Source organism: Bacillus sp. CCB-MMP212 (assembly GCF_022748145.1).
Taxonomy (GTDB): domain Bacteria; phylum Bacillota; class Bacilli; order Bacillales; family Bacillaceae_G; genus Bacillus_A; species Bacillus_A cereus.
Genome location: NZ_JALDQE010000008.1, coordinates 160,809 through 182,979, shown reverse-complemented (window position 1 = coordinate 182,979; position 22,171 = coordinate 160,809). Strand labels below are relative to the sequence as shown.

Here is a 22,171-nt window from a genome sequence, read left to right as displayed (position 1 = left end):
AAATAATTTGATTATTTCCCGTCCGTTTGATGGACTAAGCACTGAAAACGTGGTAAATCAGTTGGTGGATGCTCCAACGGATTACCTTACTGGTCTTTTAACTGAATGTGAAAACAATGTGATTGAATTATCGGCCATTGAAACAACAAATGAAATCCGATGAACGAATTTCTACTGACTGAATTCTCAGGACTTGTACAATTCGAACGTTCCATGATTAAACAGCGACAAAAAGAAGGTATACAAATCGCCAAAGCAAAAGGTAAGTTCAAAGGGCGTAAGGTCGAACTAATCGAAGGAGGCAAAAAGACTCAGAAGGCCGCACAGGTAATCGACTGGTACAAGGAAGGAAAATCCCAGTACGAGACAATCTGCAAAATGCTTTCAATCGGTACAGGAACATTATACAGGCTATTAGAGCGCGAGGGATTACGTTGATTGCCTAAGTGGTTAAAATCTCCTATGAAGCTAGGGAAGTATAAATTAATTGATTATCCTTGCCTATTAAGGTAGTTTTTTTACATCTCGACGACCTCATCAGTATCCCGAAATGTATTCTAGCAAACAAATATAAAACTCAATCCTTTATTAAATAAATTCATTTCACTAAAAAGTCATATTAAAATCAACCTATCAGCATAAAATAAAATCAATTTATTAAAAACGTTGTTATAAAAAACTCCCCTTAATATTTGATTCCTTAGTAAGGTATTTAGTATATTATATATAAGAAAAAAATCAACCTATTAGTTTTTTTTAAAAAGGGAGTGATTAACATGTCTGTTTTCAATTTTCTCATTGCAACCAAAAATATCAAAGGAAAAGAAGTCGCAAATGCAGTAAGAGTTTCCGAGCAAACCGTAAGCGAGTGGATAAAAGGAAAACCTATTCCCGAAGACCACCAACCTACTATTGCCAATATGTTAGGAGTACGAGTACAATTCATCGGAAAACAACTCTCCCCTATAGATTTTGGAGAAGATTTTGACGAAGTGACGCTTAACTCAACAGAAAGAGAAATTATTAAAGAAGCAAATTCCAACATCGAAACTTGTCTTCCAACAGTTACTTTGCAGCCTGCACGAAGAGCTGACACCATCGTATCAGCAAACTTACAGCAAACTATCTATCGCAAAGTCTCTCTTGAAACTCTAGAACCTTATATAGATCAAAAGACCTTCAATGACATTTCCAACACGTATGGTTCATCTGGTTTTCATTGTTGGGGGACAACACTTTATAATAGAAGTAAATTCCTTCGTATCACAACTGGCTCAACTGTGTTATTTTGTGGTGATGGGATGGCATATTTTTCAGGGGTTATCACACATAAAATTGAGAGTAAAGCATTAGCAGAAAAACTATGGAAAACAAGAATGGTTGAAAAACAATTTGAGTTGATATACTTAATTCAAGATTTAACTCCACAAGAAATAAATATAAAAGAATTAACAGGCATCATAGGCTATAACAAAGATTTCGTCCAACTTTTCGCCTTGTTAGATAACAAAAAAAGCGCAAAAGTCTTGAATTATTATGATTTACAAAGCCATTCTTTCCAACCGTCTATCAGCAAAATCGCCTTTGAAAATGAGATAGCAAAATTCAACGGGGATTTAGATGTAAATCGAAATCAAACAGGACGCTTAGAACAATCTTATCTTCGAAAATACCTACTTAATAATAGTCCGACAGGTGTTTGTGCGTGCTGCGGAGAAACTATGGGTGCGGATTTACTTGTCTGCAGTCACATAAAAAAAAGGGCAGCTTGTACGTTAGAGGAGAAGAAAAATGCTAATAATGTTACCTTAATGTGTACTTTAAACGGTTGCGATAAACTTTTCGAGTTAGGGTATATAGGTGTAGGATACGACGGCTGTATCGTCACTGCGGATAAAAATAGTTCGCACACTATAACGAAGGATCTTTCAAGACGATTAGCGCATTTAAAAGGAAGAGCTTTCCTGTCGTGGAACGCTAATAACTCAAAATTTTTCCAATGGCATTATGAGTTTCACAAATTTCCAAATGACTAGTACTTCCAGTCATCAGAGTGAATGATCCTGTTCTTTTCAAATATACTTGTCTGAACATGTTGCCAAGTTAAATCTAGTAATTAACACTTCGCCCCTACCGATTACGGTAGGGCTTTTTTTAAGTCACATCCAATGTCACACTGTTAAGCATTTTCACTTTACAATAAATCCGAAACAATTGATCAAACACTTGATACGTACCATTTTCTAAATATAAATTAACAGTTGAACAGTACCCCTCGGCATTTCCGAAAGTGACACTTTCGGACGGTCTACACCAAGTATTTCATCATTCTAACGTTTTTTTACTACGTCAATTTCTTCTGTAAATTCTTCATCCAATGACTAGCCTTTTTGTGGGTGTCTTAATTCGATTGCATCGGTTATGTGACCCTAAAGACGCTTTCGGCTCATTGATTAACATAACCTACAACAATGTAATAGACTTACTACTGTCATGTCCGCATAGTACCCGTATATAATGTTTAAGACATGTTAACGTAACAAACCAGCAATAGGCTTCGCTCCATTGCTCGGCTGAATCCCGCTGTGCAGTAGTATTCACATAAAATATAATCGATAGTATTTAACGAGCTGTTACTGAAGCTGATAATACAGCACCGAACCGTATTAATTAATATATAATATGTTCATTTGTTCTGTAAAATTACATGCAACAATACATAAACAAGGATACAGTACTGCAATGAACTACTTCATACACTCCTGTGTCATATATGGCCGAAAAGTAACACATTCGTATTTGAGTTTGTTTTGCAAAAGGAGCGAATGGTAACAGGACAATGAATTTCTCACCGAAAACAATTTGGATCTTTTATGAAATTTCCTTTAACTTCATTACTATTAAATAGCTTTCATGAGTTCTTTGAATTATAATTAATATGTTTAAATAAATATATAAGGGGATATTCCAATGAATAATTATTTTATTAAAATAAAGAAAATACCTACTGAAGAAAATGAAACATTATCTTTTAGAGTGTTTGAACGTGTCGATGAGGTAATTGGCGGTGCACATTATAGCAATAAAACTATTGAACAAAATGAACAATTACGTTTTTATGAAAGTAGTGCAGTAGGTACCATATCTGGTTTTGTCGATACAAGAGAGACAGAAACGTCAGTATCTTACCAGATTTATAATGAATATTCCGTGGGTACTCTTACGAGAATTGCAAATGAAATAATTGAAGAAACTTCTAACTACCAAGAGCAATTTGAAAGGTTTATTGAACAAATGGAACATAGAATGGTTGTTAATAAAATTTTTGTTTAATACCGATTTTAAATTAAACATAAAGTATTTAATAATGTTAATTTAAACAATACTTACTCTGAAATAAAATTAATATTCCCCAAGCTACTGTTGTAGCTTGGGGAATATAGTCATCTATGCGATTAGATTTATACGATTATTTGTCGTCTCTGCATAATTTTTATTACAAAACAGACATTTTAAAAGTGAATGAGTAGGTACTGCAAGGTGTATCTCATTTTTTAAGTCATCTTAAAAACAATGGTACAGCGCAGCTTCTGATAGAAATGATTTTTCGGATGAATCAAAAATATAGTATTCAAAGAAGTACGCAATATTTAAATATGGGTGATTAAATAGTCAACGTTGTAGGTCAGTATTAGATCTGCCTACATAGATTGGTACTACTGTTTGTTTTTTGGAATATAAAATGTATCTTTCCTTATAACCTTTTGGTATCAACAGTTTTATTAACAAAGGAGTGAATTTATATAAACGGACTGCCATATTGCTACACCTACTGCAATTTTATACACTTTTTTCGCTTTACTTATTCTTATACGCATTGCTTTAACAGTAGTTTTATGTTGTTCAGCCCAATCTTCTGTAGTGTTACCCAGTGTTAATTCTGTTAATATTTTTTTCTCTTTTGGCTTAATCAACAAATTGCTGATTTCATTAATTGTTTCCATTATTACATAATGAATAGAGTCATTAACTTGCTGTGGTATAGCCATTGGTGAAGAAACTCCAACTAGTTCACCAGCTTTTTTAATAACATTAATTCTATTCCGAATTTTCGCACCCGCACTCCTCGTAATAATTATTAATTTTTTCCAAATTATTCATTATTAAAGTCTATGTTAAAATTACAATCAATTCAATAATACGGTCATTTAAATAGATGGCCTTTTGCATTCCCTAATCTTACAAGTGCTAAACCTTTTCCTGACATATAACAGGACTATTTAACGGATTTATAAATTTAAAACAATATCACATTGATAAAAAAAGATAAACCGAAGTCCTACCCGTTGTAATTAACAGGAAAGGATTCGATTCATCTTTATTGTGAGTATATATTGTCTCCTCTTTAATAATTATTTAGCTTCTTTTTTTATCTTTTCCCATTCATTTTTTAAATGTTTTTTAAAAGAAATAATTAAAAGTTTATTCAATCGATCTAGACTGTCATTTAGTGTATCACAAAATTGATTATAATTCATATTTAGGTTTGTTATTACATTATGTATCCTTAACTTAACTATAAATAAGTTGTATCTACCTACCTCCACATGAATATTTATAGTTTCGCTTGCTTCAGTTTGGATAATTAATTTTATAACTGAATTAGTAGTCTCTAAATTTTCAATAATTTTTTTCAAATTCCCTATCATCATTTAATTGGAAATCAATTTTATTTTTTCTATACTCAATTACCCGAACAAATTCAACGCTCTCTTTTTCCTCATTTAAAATTCCTAAAGGGGATAATATCAATAGACAGTCTTTTTCTGGAATTGAAGTGCCATAACTTAATGTTAATTGTTGTGGATATAATAAAATAGTTGTTTGTATATGATTATATTTTGTTAAATATGCGTACATTTGGAATAGGTTTTCCCGTTTAACCCCTGAACGATTTCCAGTCATTAATGACTTCCACTTCATTTCTATTAGGATTTAGATACTTCCATCATTATCAACGATACCGGGCCTTAATTAAAAAAACATCTTATTTATTTTTCTTCTTCACTAATAACCGATACTTGTTATGCTGTTCATACGTAATACACAGTATGCTCAGTCATTTTTATGAAGGTTATTATATACTTTTCAAATAGATCGTTCATCCTAAAAAAGAGCGAAAATGACTTTTCATGCTTTGCACTAAAGCTAATAGTTACATTCATTAAAAATTGCTTCGCTAACAATAAAGGCAATTCAAATCTTTTATTCGTTTGCCCTAACTTAACCATTATTAGTTGTTTTTTGAAAATAATTATAACGTTACTCCATCTAACACATGATCCACTTGTTTTAACAATTTTTGGGTTTTTAGATTTTTAATGTTTTTTTAATAGCAACTTATTAGCTGCCTTAAAAATTTGATTTAGCTCGTAATCAATTACTCTTTCTTCATATTCACAGTAATTCATCTAATTCTTAATACTGCTCAAATTTACTTTTATATGCTTTGGAAGAACGAGAGCAAATTGTAAGCCATTAAATTACTTTCTAATTGGCAATACTTCATCGTAATACCTTTATTGAGGCTGCGCCATCACGTTCGAGATTGTAACATTAAATGGAGATTAAAATATGTAAAGTGGTCAAAAAAATGCTCCAATTATATAGTTTATACTTTTATACCCAACATTTAGATATCTATACTTCAGGCCACCCTTTAGGAATTAAGCCGCTCTGGCCTTTTTTCCATCTATATTTAACTGAAGACTTATACCTTTCATGGTTTTTAAAATATGCATGCTCAAGAACTATAATTTGCAACGATTCTCCACGGTCAACTTCATCAAAAAGTGTTTCAAAAAAAGTCAAAAGAGAAGATCTTTCATTATCAAGTTCTACCTCATCAGGTTCTTTATCTGGTGGAAAATAAGGTCTACTTAGTTGATCAAACAATAAAACCCCTGGTACTGGATTGTTTAGCTGTGCAAAATGCCGATGCATCGCTAATAACAAAGCCACATGTAAACTTAAGTAATTCTCATCTGAACCTACATCCCTCATATTCTCACTATGTGTTGGTAAAGATACACCAACATTTAGATTTCTTAAGTTAATAAAAACAGGACAATCTTTATATCTATTTTCAAATGGTAATTTTGAAATTATATTTGTAGCAATAGAAGAAAGACGTCTTTCAACATTATGTAATGCTTCTATTTTCCCTTCAATATTAACTTCATCTTGTAATAATTCAAATTTGTTACGTAGTTTTTCTAAATTCTCGTAATCTTTATTGGTAGAATTACTGTTCTCATCACCTATTGTTTCCATATAAAGACTTATTCTTCCTAAAGTTCTATATCTACGCTCTAGGATATTTAGTTTATTCTCAACCTGTTCATTCTCTTTTACAAGAGTTTCAATCTTAATCTTTAAATTTTCCACTTCAGATTCAGTTTCATATAATTCTTTTTGCAAATTCTGTATATATGCATCTAGCTTAGGTCGATCTCTTTCAACACTCCCCAAATCACCCTTTACCTTGTTTACTAATTCATTAATAGTACTTACAATCTTAACCTCATTATTAAGTTCATTGGAACAAAGTGGACAAATATGTGGATCATTGGGTTTTTTAAATATATTTATTATTTCTAGCTTTCTTTTCTGCTTATATACTGTATTATTAAAATCATCAGCTACATTTAATTTATTTCGTGCTGCACGAATTTTGTTTTTAATATCAATAATTTTCGTTTGTTTTATAACTAACAAATTATGCAAATCAGGTAATTTGTCTTCTCTTTCAATTGACTGCTGAGTTAAATCCCATTGTAATACATCATTTAATAGAGATTTTATTTCTAATTCAGAATAGAAAACTGTATCAGAAATATCACATAATCCAAGTTGAGCAGCCTCCTGCACTAAACTTAATGCCTTTTGATTCCCATTATTTAATAATTTTTTATTTATTTCAACTCTGTTTTCCATTCTTTCAATTTGTTTCTTAACCTGATTAAATTCTAATTCTTTCTCTAAGGTGTGTTCATCGATTACACCAAAGAAATAAGGTAATGATTGTAAAATACTTTGTATTTTGTCAGTCTCATTTGCTCCTCTAAGGAGAGTATTTTTACTTATTACAACGTCGTCATCTTGTATAAGATAAGGCATTGTATTTCTAACAGTTATTCTCTTAGTGATATTGTTATTGTTAAAAGACTCTGTTGTTTTTATATCCCCAATACCCAATAAGCGTTCAAATTGATTAAGTGCGCTCTTTAAATTTGTCTTTCTTTTTATCTCACTTGCTTTTGATGGTATTTTCAAATCCATTCCGATATCAAAATAAACCGTTTGACTTGATTTTTTTCCTAATTTAGGTATCTTTCTAAATAAAGCGAATTTAGTGCTGTCTTTAACCCAAAGTATCCCGACCCAACTAAGACAAGACCTTACATAACTTGGGATATGGCATTCACTTGAGCCCATTAAATAATCAAGAATCTCTGGAATTGCTGATTTTCCTGTCTGAGAATCCCCTGTTATTATATTAACATCCTCGAGGTCAAATTCAATTTTGTTCATTTCCTCGTGATGACTATATAGAAAAATTTTATGTATATTCCATCTCTTCACAGTGATAACCCCATTACATTAAAAATTATTTTTGTATTTTCAAGCTGTCCACACCAATTCCCAAATCGTTTGGCAATAACAAATGCACTTTTTAAATCTTCTCCACCTTTTATATTTAGAAATTCCCTTAATCTTTTTTGAACTAACCCTTGATTATCTGAATAGAATTGACCATTTTTATCAATTCTTATTATTTTATTCGCATAACCAAATGTCAATCCATCTTTTGTAATTGCATTGGATGCCTCGATGCCCTTAGCTAAATTAATCAATATTTGAGGTTCTCTAGATAACCAGGTTAATAACCCCGTAGAATTATCAGTTCCATCAAACGTTTCCCTTATCTGTTTTGATAAGGCAAATGGGATTGGTAAGAACAGAATAGGAAATTCGCATCCGTTATTAGTAACTTCCTCAACTCCCTTTAAAAATGACCATAGTATTAATGAACAAAGAGCGGGATTAGTGGATGCATATGTATCGACAGAAATCATTATTGATCCTCCTCATTTTGTTGCTTTATTTTTTCTGCAAATTTAGGATGCCATCCGACTTTCAACTCATCTGCTAATTGTTGGAATGATCCTTGTACTAAAAATGGCTCCTTCCAATTTGTTAGAATAGGTACTATTTCTAAATGTGCTTTATTATGAGACCAATCTAATAATTCACATCCGTTCTTACATAAATCATCATCGGATTTATCTTTAAGATCATATTTCATGGGAAAAAAACTATCTCCCCATACTTTTACAAGTTTTTTATCAAATTGTTTTAAAGCATAACTATTTAATAAATCATCCTCAATCCATTTTTCTCTTTGATTTCTAGCTTGCCATCTTGCAATTGCAGCTCTCCTTATTCTATAACTCCCTCCATTAACAAGAGCAATCTGTAATTCCATAGTTCCACCAATCTCTGAATCAATATCCGCTTCTTCATCCCTAAAGCTAAAATCGTCTGGCAAATTTTCCTCTTGAAAGCTACTATATATTTGATGAATTTGTTTAGTTAATTCAATTTTTCCTATTTCCCTATCTGCTTCTTCTAAGATACCTAAAACTACCCTTCTATCCCACCATTCAATTAACCTTTCAACAAATGCTTTCCTTATACTAATTGGAATGGTATTTTTAATTCTTTTCTCAACTTCTGTGTTTATATCTTTGATATTAAAATTACTAGGATGAATTGTAATTCTATTTACTAATTCTTCACGTTGTTCTTGGGTTAAATCAATAAAGGCTTCACAACCTTTCCATCTTGTTTTATAAGGTACTTCTTCCCCTTTTTTAGTTGCTTCCCTAGCTTTAGACACTCTTTGAGCCTCTTGTAACAAAGCATTTATTACCTTTTCTCTATCTGAATTAGACGTAGACAATGCATTCAGAGAACAAGATTCCTCTAACCTTAATGGTGTTACGAAGATAAAATATGTTTTTTCATCGATACCATTATTTTTAATAATATCTGCCCAAATTCTCAAAGTTTTCCACAAACCATCATTCTTCTCATTCAATTTCCCTACGGCTTTTATGCTATGCTTAAGTTGATAAAGTGTTTTTTCTTTACCTGCTAAATAAACATCGTCTTCTGTTTCAATACTAACCTTATCGTAATCATCAGCTTCCAATAATTTTATCAAGGCATACATACCTTGAAAGTAATAACCTAAATAAGAATCATCAGCTGAATGTGGATTTGCCATGATGTCACCACCTAATTTCATCTATCTAATTAACTACTTTTCTAAAATATATTTTATATCCTTTAAGCGGAATTTGTCTATATTATTGGAAAATTACTTGAATTTATACCACCATTTATATATATAAATAGATTTATTGAGAACATAGTAAAAAAATCCTATTCAGTTTGATGAAGAATGGGTTTATTATATATGCTGTTGGCATCAAACTATATCAGTGTATTACTTACACAATAACTTATTAAATGGATCCAACTATGTTAATTATTTGAGTCGTGTCGAACTTTTATAGAATCGAGTTTGTAAGTGTGTATTAAAAGTGGTTACTGTACTAAACCAAGACACTAGTATTGACTCAACGTCAGGCTTAGATCTGACCACAAATTTAACCATTATCATAACTAAATATAAATAATTTGTGTGAGCCCAATAAAAAAGTCAACTTGAGAGATTCTGAGTACCTGAGTACTTTATGGCTTATCTATCGCTTAATGGATTAATGATAAAATAAAGTAGGAAGTCACTTGGTAAGTGTACAAAAAACTTGGAGTTCCTATTTTCAACATAATTCTTTGCCATACTTCTATCAATAAAAGGTTTCGCAACGAGTCAGCATTTATTTAAATAAAAACGAAGTCCTCAACTAGACTCCGTTTTCTTGACGTTCAATGAATTACAGCATATACTAACCACAGCCTAAATATTCCTTCTAATCTATTAAACTGCTAATATTTTTGCATACCTTACAACAGGCCTATAAATAATTAACTAAATTAGAAAAAAAATATACGAATAACTTTTATATTTTAATATTTATTCAGGATTCTTATAGACGTTTACCTTTTCATTTTTTCATAAAATAACTGTATCAATATTTCTTTAAACAAATTTTTTCTTACATATAGTATAATTTATAGTAACAAATAAGGTAGGAGGCCTTCAATGCTAGACTTTTTTTTAGAGTTACCTAATAAAGACAAGGTTACCTTTATAGGTATAATAATTACTGCAACAACAAGTTTTTTCACACTACTAATTTCATTAAAATTGAATAAGCGATCATCTTATATAAATTCTATAACTAATGAACGTATAAATTCAATGACACACCTTAAGCAAAATACTGCAAATTATATTTCTATCTTAAAATCATTTATCTTCAATGAAGAAAGCAATATTTCAATTTCAAAACTGTATAATTTAAAATTACATATTGAATACCAATTAAACCATTTAAAAGAGCGTGAAAAAATTATCATTCAAAGAATGGATAAACTATATATATTAATAAATTACATGCACAGTATAAATCAAGATAATATAGTTAAAACTATACTCATTGAATTAACAAATAAGGGAATTGATATGAATAGATTACCAATACCTTATACTGAAGATACAAGATTAGGTATAAAGAATTCAAAAGAGTATTTAAAAAGGTTAATTAGTATGGAATTAGACCTATTAGAAGCCGATTTAAAAAATCACATTAAAGTAGAGTGGGAAAAAATTAAAAAGGAAATTTAATTAATTTTAGTTAGCATCCCTCTAAATTTTATATCCAGAAACAGCTAAGGGAAATAGAAGAGACTAGTTTATGTGCAAACTAGTCTCTTCTATTAGATGTACACTATCTTGTACATCCAAGTTAATTATGTAGTATCCATATCACTTTTATTAGAGTAACTAGATACATCAAAATAATAAATTTGTGCTAAGTTTAAAAATCCCAATAATTGTTGCTCTTCATTTTCATAATTCAGTATTAAATCTTTAAAATTAATTAACTTTATTTACATCTTCAAAGATTATTCCCTCAAATTCATTACTCTGATTTAATTAAAGCATACTTCTATTCACTCTATAATTAATTTCTTGAAAAAAGTCTTTTTTCCTATATCTGTACTACTACTTCAAAAACATAATTAGGCACTAAAGATAAGTAACGAGAAACCTGTTCCTTCAGCTCACTCATAGATTCTACCCTTTACTTTGTAATCGAATTTATATACATAGTTTTTCTGTTAATTTTTCTGGATTTACATAAAGTAATAAAACTGATAAAAACAATGATTATAAGAGCAATTAGGGTAATATATTTCGTTGCTTCTAATGAATCTATTGCCGAAGCAATCATATTAAACAAATCCTTTATCCTCTCTATCTATATAGTGCAAATTCATATTTTTATATTGATATTTTTAATCAAAATCTAAGTAATTCAGTGCTAAATTATATATAAAATTAGCACTAGTAAATGCCGCATAACTTTGATACATATCATTTTTTTCTGAATTAGCAAAATCACATACCGATTTTGCTACAAAAGCTTTTGGTCTAGGCTTAGTAGCATTGCTTGCTGCATATAAAACACCATAAGACTCCATTTCAACTCCCTTAAGCTTTCTGTTATGTTTCATAATATCTTCGATGATTTGTGGATGGGCAAGAACAGCGGCACCTAAATGTGCGCTTAAACTTGTAGGAGGCTTAGGAGCTGGCCATGCTGATTTAATCCCCTGCAATATTTTATCATTTGAACTTAACCTTGATACAGCTGCCCTTAAATCAATATCTAATCTCAACGGTTGAGGATCGGGTGAAAAATGAATCTCTCCTTGAACATCTTTATATTTTCCACTTCCATAATCCCAAGAGGGATCTGCAATAACTATATCCCCCATTTCTACTTCTCCATAAACCCCAGCCGTAATACCACTCATGGCTAAATATTTCGGTCTAAAATGTTCGATAATTTTCATAGTTAAAACTGCTGCTGCAGTCATTCCCATTTGAGGAGCTGCTGCTGCAATTACACGTATACTTTGTTTGCTATCCTGGAAGTTCCCTACATAGTATGTTGTATTATCTGCTTGAAATCTCTTTTCTTCCCAATTTGCATTAAGATTTAATATAGCTTCAAGCTCAATACTTTCAAGTGCACAAATAATTGCCAAGTCGTAATCATAGTCCTCTTGTTGTTCCTCAAAAGTTGTTTTTGCGGTTATAATGTGTTTTATATGATTTTGAAGTTTTCCTATCCATTCATCATTTGATCTATCATATTTTACTAAAGCATGCAAATTTGAAGAGAATTCTTTTTCTACTAAACTAGTATCAAATTCTGATAAACCAATAATATTTGTTGGAGTAATATAACGAGAGCTTCTCTTTAATTCTTGTAATAATTCTAATCCACCCTCTGGCTTTGGAGGCTCCAAAATACGTTGTGGTAATTGAATATCAATAATAAATAAATCAAAGTGATTATCTTTCAATTCCCTCTTAGCACTTATCATATCGGAAACCACAGTTACACTATTTGATGTTATTTGTACTTTATCTAAAACACAATTTTGTATATTTTGGAGCTTTAAAGGACTATCATCAGCTATTAATATTTTTATCAATTTCTACACCCTTAATTAATTTTAAATTTTCTTTTAGATCTTCTCTCCAACTTGAACTAGCCGGATTATAGTAGACCGTTCCTACATATATTTCTCTATACTCTTTTTCAAGTTCTTCATTTAATTCATCCAGATTTAAAGATTTCTCATAATCACCAAACTTCTCAAATTGGGTAACAACTATTGTCGGAATACGAATAGATCTACGCTTCATTTGCCGAAGTATTTCTTTACCTGCAAAAGGCATAGGTTTTCCTCCAGTTTCAGAAACTGTAATATCAAAAGTTGGCATACTCATATCCAAGAGAATCAAATCATATTGTTTACTAACTACCTCTTTCAATCCACTTTTATAAGAATGCTTATCAACAATAAAAACATTTTTAAAAGCTTCTTCCAGAAAGCTTAAAATTTGCTTTTTTTTATTTTGATCATCTTCAATAATTAAAACCTTCACACAATCAACTCCTGCGCATCTATTTCAATCATAATTACAAACCGATTTTCATCCAAAAATCTAAAGTCCATATTAATGGCGCATCGAAGGTCTACTGAAATTATTTTAATTATCTTGTAAAATCCTGATCCCCCTTCTTTATTTACCATTTCCAGGCCATTTTCACTTTTTAGATTTTGTTGTTTTTGTTTTAAATTTTTATTTAACTCATCGATATTTTCAATTTTTCTCACTTTATTAATACACTTGAAAAGAATTTTACTATCTTTTTTCGTACAATTTATTTCGATTTTTTGTGAGTCACCTAATCCGCTATGCTTAAAAATATTTTCAAAAATAATAAATGAAACATCTACTAAACTTTTAAAACTTTTCCCATCTAAAATAATATCATCTATACTTTTAGAAATAATTTCATAGTTTTTTTCATTCTTATAGATATTTTTAGCCATCTCAAGACCTATTTCTATCGGTAAACTAATACTATAGTCACTTCTCTCAGAAACTTTCCCTCTACTAAACCAGCTAGAAATTTTATCTACCTCATATTGCATGGAAGTTTTTGCTGTTACAATGCTATTATTAAGATCAACTATATTAGCTTTATCTTTGATTGAGTCTATATCATACTGTAATTTTTCAAAACAAACATTCAAATCAATTTTAAAATTCCCCTCTAAATAATGCCTAATTGATTTTAAATTTTCCTCTGTTCTTTGCCAAAGATAATCAATAATTATATCTACAAACTCCGAGTATGAAGTGTCTTCATCAATTATATTATACAAATACTCCAAGTCATCTGTTGTAATTATATAATCAAACAAGCCATTTTCATTCTTACTATTATCAATATTAATTTGAATCAATTCATTTTTTAATTTATTAATCAACTCATCAATATTCTGAGAAAACTCATTAAGCTTTTCGAGAAGGAATTCTTTAATTATAAAATCTATTGTACCTACTCTCTCCAGCCAATAATTATTTGCATGGTAATTTTGCGTATTTGAATCTAACTGGGTAATTAATTTTTCATTCTCAATCTGCCCTCTTAATTGACCCGATAATGTCCCATGTCTAATTCCTACACTGAGATAACCATCTAATCCATACTCTTTACTTGACACAAAGCTATCCCTTAATTCAATGACCATACTAGAAAATAAATTTAACTTTTCGTTACTTGGAACCATTATAGTAAGCTCTTTATCTAATAAAATATATTTAGGTTTAGAATGATTTATATTATCAAATCCAAAACTTTTATATCGATTAAAGTTCTCTTTAAGATTTTTTTCTAAAGTTGATTTAATTCCATCTACATCAACATATATTTTACTATTTTCAATCTCTCTTATTCCTTTACGGACCATTTGTTTTTGAGTAATCGTTTTTATTTCATTTGAGTATATCTCTTCATTTTCTTGATCTAAATCACGTAACATTTGGCAGATAATTAATCGCTCTGATTCTACTTCAACTAGTGTGTCAAATTCAATAGAATTAGCCATTATGTTCGGAATACAAATATATCGTAAAAAATAAATCCATTTCTTATCTACGGTAAAATCTTTTATAAAGTCTAATTCTGAGGCTCTACTTATTCCACATGATTCTAAAAAATCTTCATACAAATCATTTCTTATTCCATCTTTATCACTATTTAAATGTTTCGCATATAAATCGTATAAAATAGGCAGACAAATATTATCACGGGATACATTTGTCTGTTCAATTCTATTCAACAATTCACTTACTTCGATTTTGTTAAGTATATTCTTATTTTCAAAATAATAATCAACAGCTATTTCTACTGCCTTTTCTAATTTATCTAATTCAATGTATGAGTTAATTATACCTGTTACAATTTCTAATTTATTAATTGTTGTATCAACATTTAATAATTTCTCAAACATTTGAATTGCTAATTCATATTCTTTATTTTTATTATGTATTTCAGCTAAAAATTTTCTCTTTCTACCATTAGGAATAGGTAACTTTTCTATTGTATCCATATTAGAATTTAAAAAAGCCTTTTGAAGAATTAATGTTTCACTAGAAGGATTTAGTAGTAACAGCTTGTCTATTAGCTTTTCTAATATATTTTTATCTTCATATAAATTATTGAGAACCTGAGGTTTTGATAAAAATGAAGTAATACTTCCAACAGCTGCAAACATATTTTTGGAGGCCTTTCTTGTTCCATAATAAGAATTCAATGCAAGACTTCTTAATTTTCTTGACCATGTATCCTTAGAGTATATATAGCAAATTTTGATTAAATCCACTAAACTTTCTTCTGCTAAATTATTATTAGTATAAATGTCCTTTAAATTACTAATAATATCTCCTAATAAATTATTCTTAAAATACATTTCAGAACTATTTAAATATAACAAAGACTTCACATAAACTTCATAAATTTCTACGATATCAGGATTTCCGCTAAGTAATCCCTCTGACTTTTCTATAACTTCTGCATACAATCCTTTTGTATAAGAATCCATTATTTCTATAATTAAGGAATTTTTATTCTCAATATAAATTGTTTTAGATTCATATAATAAACCCCAAAAATTATGAAAAGAACTATCATTAATGTGAGATATATTTTTTGTTATTTCTTGAATTGTTTCACTATATAAATCAATACTGTTAGAAACAGCTAGGTTTAAAATTATTTCTACGAAAGTCATGTATCTATCTATAATTGAAAGTTCATTTTCAATTAAAATAATACAGCGATAATCAAAATCGTCTATGTTAGCAATATTTATTTTAAACTTGAGATAAGAGTAAAATGGATCATCATATGCATTATCGTCAAATTCTTCATATGCTTTATAAATTTCTTGATTATATTTCTCTGGAGAAACATTACTTTCAGCTTTAATGCTATAGAATCGTAATAAAAATCTTAAGATTACATTCGCCTTATCATTTTCTATAATGTTCTGGGTATATTCTTTTTGTTTCTCTAGTCCTTCCATCGATTGTAATAGTGCAATTCTATTTTCAAGTAGCCAACAAGATAAACCAAACTCTTCTTCTATAGAATCTAAAATTTCCTTAGCTCTTTGAAAATCTGATAAAAATAAAGATTTAATGTAATCCTCTTTTTTCTTTAGAAAACAATTTATTTCATCAACATATTTGGAAATAATTTTTGAAGTCCATATCAACTCTCTTTGCACGTCATCTGAAGGATATATAGTAGATTTCTTTTTATATTGATCAATCCTTTTTGGAAAAGCTTTACCAATTAAAGTTAATCTATAATAACTAATACGATAAATTTCCTCAAATATATTACCTATTTCTGAAAAAGGGGCATTGCATTTATAAAACTCTATATCTCTCTTTAAATTTCTGGATTTTTTTAAATTCTTAATTACATCCACATTCTTCGTTTTATACATTAAATTTCCTCCCTTAATGCCTTTTCAATAAAGCATAATTCATTAATAAATCTAGTTTAAATTGTAAATATATTCGCTAGCAAATTTACCCTATGCCCAACATTGTTATAACTATCTTTTATCTTTAGCATTTTAACAATCATGCTTTCAATACTATCCAGGGAATTTCTTAAACAAGGCTCACTAAAATTCACAAGATTTATAAACAATTGATTGCACATGTATTGCAACTAATTAATGACAAGAAAATCAATATTGAGAATGAACAACCACCTCGTTTAACTTCTAAAATATTATAACTCTGTCCAATATTAATATATATCAGTAGCCACATAGATACGTATCGTAACATCCTCACTTAATTCTGTAGATTTTTATCTCATCATTCCATCTGATGATATTTCAATAGCAACTCTAATTTCCATATCTATGGATTTTGTTCTGTTATTTTTAATATATTTATAAAGCATTTTGGTTCACCTTTTGTTCGAATTTCTATTAACATTCAATAATCTATTTCTAGTGACATCAAATTCTCCCGTATATGCTTTAATTCCCTTTCATTAATTAATATAGTAACAAAGACTACTCGACATGTAGTCAATCTTCCTTATCAATCAACTAGAGGAAGAAATCAACAGTATCTCAAACCAAAATTTATACTTATATAGTCTTAGATTTCTGCTATAAGTATATCGTAGACTGTTTAACTGTTTCAAAAATTAGTTTCGATAGAAGATAAAAAATTATATTCAAGTGAATAGATTAGAGTTTTACAATCTAAAATTAACTAAAGCTAACGAAATCCCTATTGATATTAGAAATAATTATATCAATTACATTGAAACAAATTTAAAGAATGGAAACACGTATGATATCGCTGTCTATGGTACTTCATCTAGTTCAAAAATAATTTAAGTCATAGTTTCATTGATATTTGTAAATAACGATTTTATAGCATCTGTAGCTCAAGACAAAAATGTTAAAGGGATCTTTAACATTTTTAATTAAATGAACAAAGTTTTATCATTAAGAGTTGCAATTAAAGATTTACCCGGACCAATTGTGGGTTTATTACATAACTAATTACAACCTTTTAATCTTATAGAAGCTTTATCTCACGAAAAAATATAAATATAAAATAAAAAGCCCTCTATTATAAGGGGCTTTTACACTTCAAATACGTTTTCCTTCAAATAAAGAATAACAGTTAATACGTTTCGTTTCCATTATTTTTTAATTAGATCCAATATCAACTAATAACTGATGATTTGTATGATCTACGAACAAAATATTTTCTCATAGAATACTTATCCCAATTACTAGTTATCTGTTAAGAAATATAGAATACATCAATTAATTTTAACCTTGTCCAACAATTACTGTAATTGTATGATCTAATACACCATTTCTATAAACATATACTTTTGCTGTTGTGGAAAAATAAGTTGTTAATTGTCCAGTAGAAGAAACTTTTATCAAATCATTACTAGTACGATAAGTCATTCCTGGCTCATGATAAGTAAGTTGATATCCACTAAAAAATGTTGGCAAAGTAACTGTGTAATCCCTGATGTTGAGAGTTTGTGTTAATTTTTTCTGGTCTCCCCCATTAAAATCAGTGGAAGCCTGTGAATCAGTGGTTCCGATACCTAAAATACTTAGAAAAGCAACCGATGTTACAAGAGCATAACGAAGTTTCATAATATTAACTCCTCTCTTTATAAATGTTTTAAATAACAATAGGGGTTTCTCACCCTACTAACAAGATAACATTCAATATATGGAAATAAAACCATTTAAATAGGAGTTTTCTATGAATATATATTTTATCTACAATTGTACATAAAAATAGATTATTGACTATCTTATAAAAAATTAACAAAAATTTCTTGAATTATATTACTTCTATTTAATAATGTCATCCTTCATCAGTTTAAAAAAGTTTATATTCTTTTATTAGTCATTGGAGAATTCCATTATATATTATTTTGAACCCGAAAATTCCCTTCTTGTAATCGGCTCTCTCTATTCACCTTGTTGAATAGGGAGATTAATCTCTTTTAAAAATCTCGATCTTTTAGAAGGTTTCCCATTAATTGTAGCTGGGAATGTAATATATAGATTCTTCTTTGGACGAGTTACAGCAAATGGTGATAGGTAACCCTTTGAATTTATCTCCAAGTTTTCCCCCACCCCACACCGTACGTGCAACTTTCATCGCATACGGCGCTCCATCTTCTTATATATTCCTTACAACTATTATATAAAAAGACTTGAGACCTTCCCTCCGCCACTTATTATCATGGTTTCATTGGTACTACATCTCTACTGCCATCTCTACTCACAACCCTTTTCACCAGATTATTACTAAACGTTAGAGACTTCAAACGTTCCGATATTGCTAGGTAAATAACTATACTTAGGTTCTACCTTTACCCCGAATTCACGTTATTTAAACTAAAGCAACCCATTAGCTTTATCCATCAAAATCTGTACGATAATTTCTTTGGAGTGAATTTTTTATTTTATACATTTCTATATAAAGCTTTTCGAGGTGTACATTCAGTAGTTCGTCATCAACTATGTTGAATACTAACCATATATAGCTCCCTGCCCGCATTACTTTCGCAGTAATGTTTAACCTTTCCTCAGCGTTATCTGTTAGGACTACTCAATGCGTCTTCACCCAGCTTCATACAAAACCGTTACCAGTTATGCATGTGGGAGTATTAGCAGCCATCTTATCATAGGATTTTTTTAAGGTTTCCTACTGTGGTCTCGCAATATCAGTTATCATTATAAAAATTTATAATGTGGTTTATCCCTCGTTAAACGATTTCAAACCAACGTTTCGCACCGTACATTAAGCGTCTTTCTTCTTCTATAGTAGTCGGGGGCTCAGCCTTTTCTATAGATTCTTGAATTATTTCTGGAGTAACTTTTGTTGCTTTGTTACTTGGTAATCCTTCATCATATAACCCTATTAAAAATACATTTTTAAATGATAATCCTTTACTCTTGTGTATAGTTAATAGGTAAATTGCATTAAATGTACCTTTATGGTATTCATCTAACTTTTTCTTCATCTCTTCTTTTTTTTGGTTTAACTCTTGATACCTTTTGACCATACCTTCCCATGATTGAAACTGTTCTGTTTCTTTTTCTATCCATTTTATTTCATCTTTTGTTAACTGGTTTCTAACAAGTGGAAATCCCAAAAAATTTTTAATAATATTTTCCATAGATACTGACTTCTTATTTTTTAATCTTACTAACCCCTCAAAGTAATCAATAATCTCTTTTTTTCTATCCAAAGATTTATTTCCACAAATAAAATCAGCAATTTTTTGTGGATTTAAATATGATGAACTATCTCCAATAAAGTTAACAACTTCTTGTTTTTTCTTGTAGAATGCATATGAAGTTTCTGCAATTATTTGGTTCCATCGAGTTAATTTATCACTATCTTCATTAGATATTAAAAAAGCTTTCCAATATCTATATGCCCTTTTAAATGCATCCAAGTTAAAAATACCCATTAAGTCGTCATTAGCTTCTATTACAAATGGGATATTATTAACCTCCAGTTTATGGAGTAATGTTTTAATTTGGGAAGTAGAGCGATATAAAATTACACTTTCTCTATAATCTGGGACAGCTTTATTTCCTGATAAACCAATATGATGAGATTGATCTATAATCCATTCAGCTTCTTCCTCTGGATTAGATAAACTTTGAATATAGCAGTCGCCCTCATTTTTATGAAATGGTTTCATTGATTTTTTTATCCTATTGTTCTCATTAAATGCAATTACCCGATTCCCAGCTTGAACTATTTTTGAAGTAGAACGATAATTTGTCATAAGTTTAAGAGTTTGGGTTTCATACATTTGGTCGAAATCTTTTATGTATTTTGGCTCTGCGCCCCTAAAATAATAAATACTCTGATCATCATCACCAACAATGATTAATTTAGCTCCGTCCTTCAAATCTGGTGGGCAAATAAGTTTAATGATATCCATTTGAAGAGGATTAGTATCTTGAAACTCATCAATAAATATATACTGAAATCTTTTTTGTACATATTCACGTGCTTGAATATCATCTTTTAAAACATGAAGCAAATTTAACATGTAATCGTCAAAAACTACAATTTTATTACTTTTTCGTTTATCATAAAATTCCCGCATCATCTTTTGAAATCTTTGACTTAAAGTTTCATCACTTGTTGGTTCAAGCACATTAAAGTGCTTCTCTATATATTTTGTCATCATCTCTATGGAGAATCCCATATTCGTCCAATAACTTATTTTTTCAAATAAATTTTTCTCTCCAGCATTTTCATCTAATTTTTTCAAATTATAAACTCTAATTAATTTATTTAATTCGTTCTTATAGCTGCTCTCATCCGGATTATCTCCAATAATGCCCATTTGCTCTACATATGGAAATTGCTTTTTCAATTCATTATACAAGCGTATAAAAAAGCTATGAAAGGTCCCAACTGCTACTTTAGATTTTTCCTCGTCTAAGAAAAAATTCACTCTTTCTTTCATCTCTTCAGATGCTTTTTTTGTGAACGTAATCATGGCTATTTTTTCCTCAGGGACATTCTTCATCATTATTAGATATGCAGTTTTCGCACAAATTGTCTGTGTTTTTCCACTTCCAGCACCCGCAATAATTCTAAGATTCTTTTCCATATCATATCTAATAGCCTCAATTTGCTCATTATTAAAATCATTATTATCATTTTTAGGCTTTAAAAAATCAAAAAAACCTTTATCTTCATCATAATCAGAAAGAACATGTTGCTCTTTCCCTTCATCATACTCAAGTTCTCCATAAATACCTTGATAAAGATTCATAACTTTTTCAGCATGCACTGATTCTTTTATTTTGGTAGTAATAGAATCTTTCGCATGTTCAAGCTCTACTATACTTCTATCTAATGTTTTATCTAATATTTTCTTCTCTTCTTTTAACTTTTCATTACTTGCATATAAATTTTTTAATGAATTATTTTTTTCCTTAAGTTCCCTTTCTAAAATTTTTATTTTTTCTTGGAATTGTTCTATTTCTTTTACTAACTTTTTTTTACCGAAAATATCATCTAAGAAACCCATTATTCCCTCTCCTTTCCTTTTAAATCCAGTATCTTTTTATAAAATAATTCACTATAATATCCTATTTATCATACACTAACCAGGAAAATATATCCTTATTAGAAGACCAATTCTTTATTATAAAGAAAAGATCAATCTTTAAAATCAATGTCCAAAATAATTGATGATAAAGCTTAAACTATTCCTAATTTACTAACGCTTAATTTATACTGAATCAGATTCATTACTCCTCTATTAAACTTATAAAAGCTATAAATATTTACATGCTTTCGTTAATTTTTATTTTGAAATCTAATGTTTTATTTGTTTGACCTGTTTCTAAAATATCTAAGACATCTTGTTTGAATATCAGTTTTAGGTTTTTAATTATAAATAAAGAATTAATTTTTATAAATTCAAAT

Annotated in this window: 17 protein-coding genes and 1 pseudogene; 5 read left to right on the top strand and 13 right to left on the bottom strand. The window is 29.5% G+C overall.

Going from position 1 to position 22,171, the window contains the following annotated elements; genetic code table 11:
• Positions 1-159 precede the first annotated feature (159 nt).
• The 3 genes from MRP26_RS30980 to MRP26_RS21835 all read left to right on the top strand — a co-directional run bounded on the left by MRP26_RS30980 (position 160) and on the right by MRP26_RS21835 (position 3,333).
• On the top strand, positions 160-438 hold the full coding sequence (locus MRP26_RS30980; protein ID WP_346770928.1) for a serine integrase family protein: 279 nt from the start codon (positions 160-162) through the stop codon (positions 436-438).
• A gap of 338 nt (positions 439-776) precedes the next feature.
• Positions 777-2,036, top strand: a complete 1,260-nt coding sequence (locus MRP26_RS21840) for a hypothetical protein (RefSeq protein ID WP_242806941.1) — start codon at positions 777-779, stop codon at positions 2,034-2,036.
• Between the two features lie 934 nt (positions 2,037-2,970).
• Positions 2,971-3,333, top strand: a complete 363-nt coding sequence (locus MRP26_RS21835) for a hypothetical protein (protein ID WP_168409594.1) — start codon at positions 2,971-2,973, stop codon at positions 3,331-3,333.
• A 449-nt stretch (positions 3,334-3,782) separates the two neighbouring features.
• Here MRP26_RS21835 and MRP26_RS21830 read toward each other — a convergent pair whose 3' ends face one another.
• The 7 genes from MRP26_RS21830 to MRP26_RS21805 all read right to left on the bottom strand — a co-directional run bounded on the left by MRP26_RS21830 (position 3,783) and on the right by MRP26_RS21805 (position 9,352).
• Positions 3,783-4,049: a hypothetical protein gene (locus tag MRP26_RS21830; RefSeq protein ID WP_242806939.1), complete on the bottom strand. Its 267-nt coding sequence runs from the start codon at positions 4,047-4,049 to the stop codon at positions 3,783-3,785.
• 363 nt (positions 4,050-4,412) lie between these two features.
• The gene (locus MRP26_RS21825; protein ID WP_242806937.1) at positions 4,413-4,697 is read right to left on the bottom strand and encodes a hypothetical protein; all 285 of its coding nucleotides are present in this window, start codon (positions 4,695-4,697) and stop codon (positions 4,413-4,415) included.
• Positions 4,681-4,965 (bottom strand): 5-methylcytosine restriction system specificity protein McrC, encoded by a 285-nt coding sequence (locus MRP26_RS30825; RefSeq protein ID WP_276576175.1) that lies wholly within the window; start codon positions 4,963-4,965, stop codon positions 4,681-4,683. Before MRP26_RS30825 ends, MRP26_RS21825 begins: the two co-directional genes overlap by 17 nt.
• Positions 4,966-5,093: 128 nt before the next feature.
• Positions 5,094-5,291: a 5-methylcytosine restriction system specificity protein McrC gene (locus MRP26_RS30820; protein ID WP_276576174.1), complete on the bottom strand. Its 198-nt coding sequence runs from the start codon at positions 5,289-5,291 to the stop codon at positions 5,094-5,096.
• A 409-nt stretch (positions 5,292-5,700) separates the two neighbouring features.
• Positions 5,701-7,644 (bottom strand): DUF3732 domain-containing protein, encoded by a 1,944-nt coding sequence (locus MRP26_RS30975; RefSeq protein ID WP_242806935.1) that lies wholly within the window; start codon positions 7,642-7,644, stop codon positions 5,701-5,703.
• Positions 7,641-8,138, bottom strand: a complete 498-nt coding sequence (locus tag MRP26_RS21810; protein ID WP_242806933.1) for a three component ABC system middle component — start codon at positions 8,136-8,138, stop codon at positions 7,641-7,643. Before MRP26_RS21810 ends, MRP26_RS30975 begins: the two co-directional genes overlap by 4 nt.
• Positions 8,138-9,352 (bottom strand): ABC-three component system protein, encoded by a 1,215-nt coding sequence (locus MRP26_RS21805; protein WP_242806932.1) that lies wholly within the window; start codon positions 9,350-9,352, stop codon positions 8,138-8,140. Before MRP26_RS21805 ends, MRP26_RS21810 begins: the two co-directional genes overlap by 1 nt.
• A gap of 942 nt (positions 9,353-10,294) precedes the next feature.
• On the opposite strand from MRP26_RS21805, the gene MRP26_RS21800 reads away from it, so the two are divergent.
• Positions 10,295-10,879 (top strand): hypothetical protein, encoded by a 585-nt coding sequence (locus MRP26_RS21800; protein ID WP_242806930.1) that lies wholly within the window; start codon positions 10,295-10,297, stop codon positions 10,877-10,879.
• A 674-nt stretch (positions 10,880-11,553) separates the two neighbouring features.
• On the opposite strand, the gene MRP26_RS21795 is transcribed toward MRP26_RS21800, so the two are convergent.
• Genes MRP26_RS21795 through MRP26_RS21785 form a run of 3 tightly spaced genes read right to left on the bottom strand, consistent with a single transcriptional unit; the run spans position 11,554 to position 16,641 of the window.
• Positions 11,554-12,762 carry a phosphorylase family protein gene (locus MRP26_RS21795; protein ID WP_242806928.1) on the bottom strand — a complete coding sequence of 403 codons (1,209 nt, stop codon included), beginning with the start codon at positions 12,760-12,762 and terminating at the stop codon, positions 11,554-11,556.
• Complete coding sequence (locus MRP26_RS21790; protein ID WP_168409581.1) at positions 12,740-13,219, bottom strand: response regulator; 480 nt, start codon at positions 13,217-13,219, stop codon at positions 12,740-12,742. The genes MRP26_RS21795 and MRP26_RS21790 overlap by 23 nt, the downstream gene beginning before the upstream one ends.
• Positions 13,216-16,641, bottom strand: coding sequence for a tetratricopeptide repeat protein (locus MRP26_RS21785; RefSeq protein ID WP_242806926.1), 3,426 nt, complete (start codon positions 16,639-16,641; stop codon positions 13,216-13,218). Before MRP26_RS21785 ends, MRP26_RS21790 begins: the two co-directional genes overlap by 4 nt.
• Before the next feature lie 741 nt (positions 16,642-17,382).
• Here MRP26_RS21785 and MRP26_RS31100 point away from each other — a divergent pair.
• Positions 17,383-17,576, top strand: a pseudogene (locus tag MRP26_RS31100) (DUF5123 domain-containing protein); the annotation flags it as partial.
• A gap of 427 nt (positions 17,577-18,003) precedes the next feature.
• Here the strand turns inward: MRP26_RS31100 and MRP26_RS21780 are convergent.
• The 3 genes from MRP26_RS21780 to MRP26_RS21770 all read right to left on the bottom strand — a co-directional run bounded on the left by MRP26_RS21780 (position 18,004) and on the right by MRP26_RS21770 (position 21,770).
• On the bottom strand, positions 18,004-18,345 hold the full coding sequence (locus tag MRP26_RS21780; RefSeq protein WP_016093820.1) for a hypothetical protein: 342 nt from the start codon (positions 18,343-18,345) through the stop codon (positions 18,004-18,006).
• Positions 18,346-18,669: 324 nt separating this feature from the next.
• Positions 18,670-18,825 carry a hypothetical protein gene (locus MRP26_RS21775; RefSeq protein ID WP_153580446.1) on the bottom strand — a complete coding sequence of 52 codons (156 nt, stop codon included), beginning with the start codon at positions 18,823-18,825 and terminating at the stop codon, positions 18,670-18,672.
• A gap of 647 nt (positions 18,826-19,472) precedes the next feature.
• Entirely contained in the window at positions 19,473-21,770 is a 2,298-nt protein-coding gene (locus MRP26_RS21770) for an ATP-dependent helicase (protein WP_242806924.1), read from the bottom strand.
• Between the last annotated feature and the right edge of the window lie 401 nt (positions 21,771-22,171).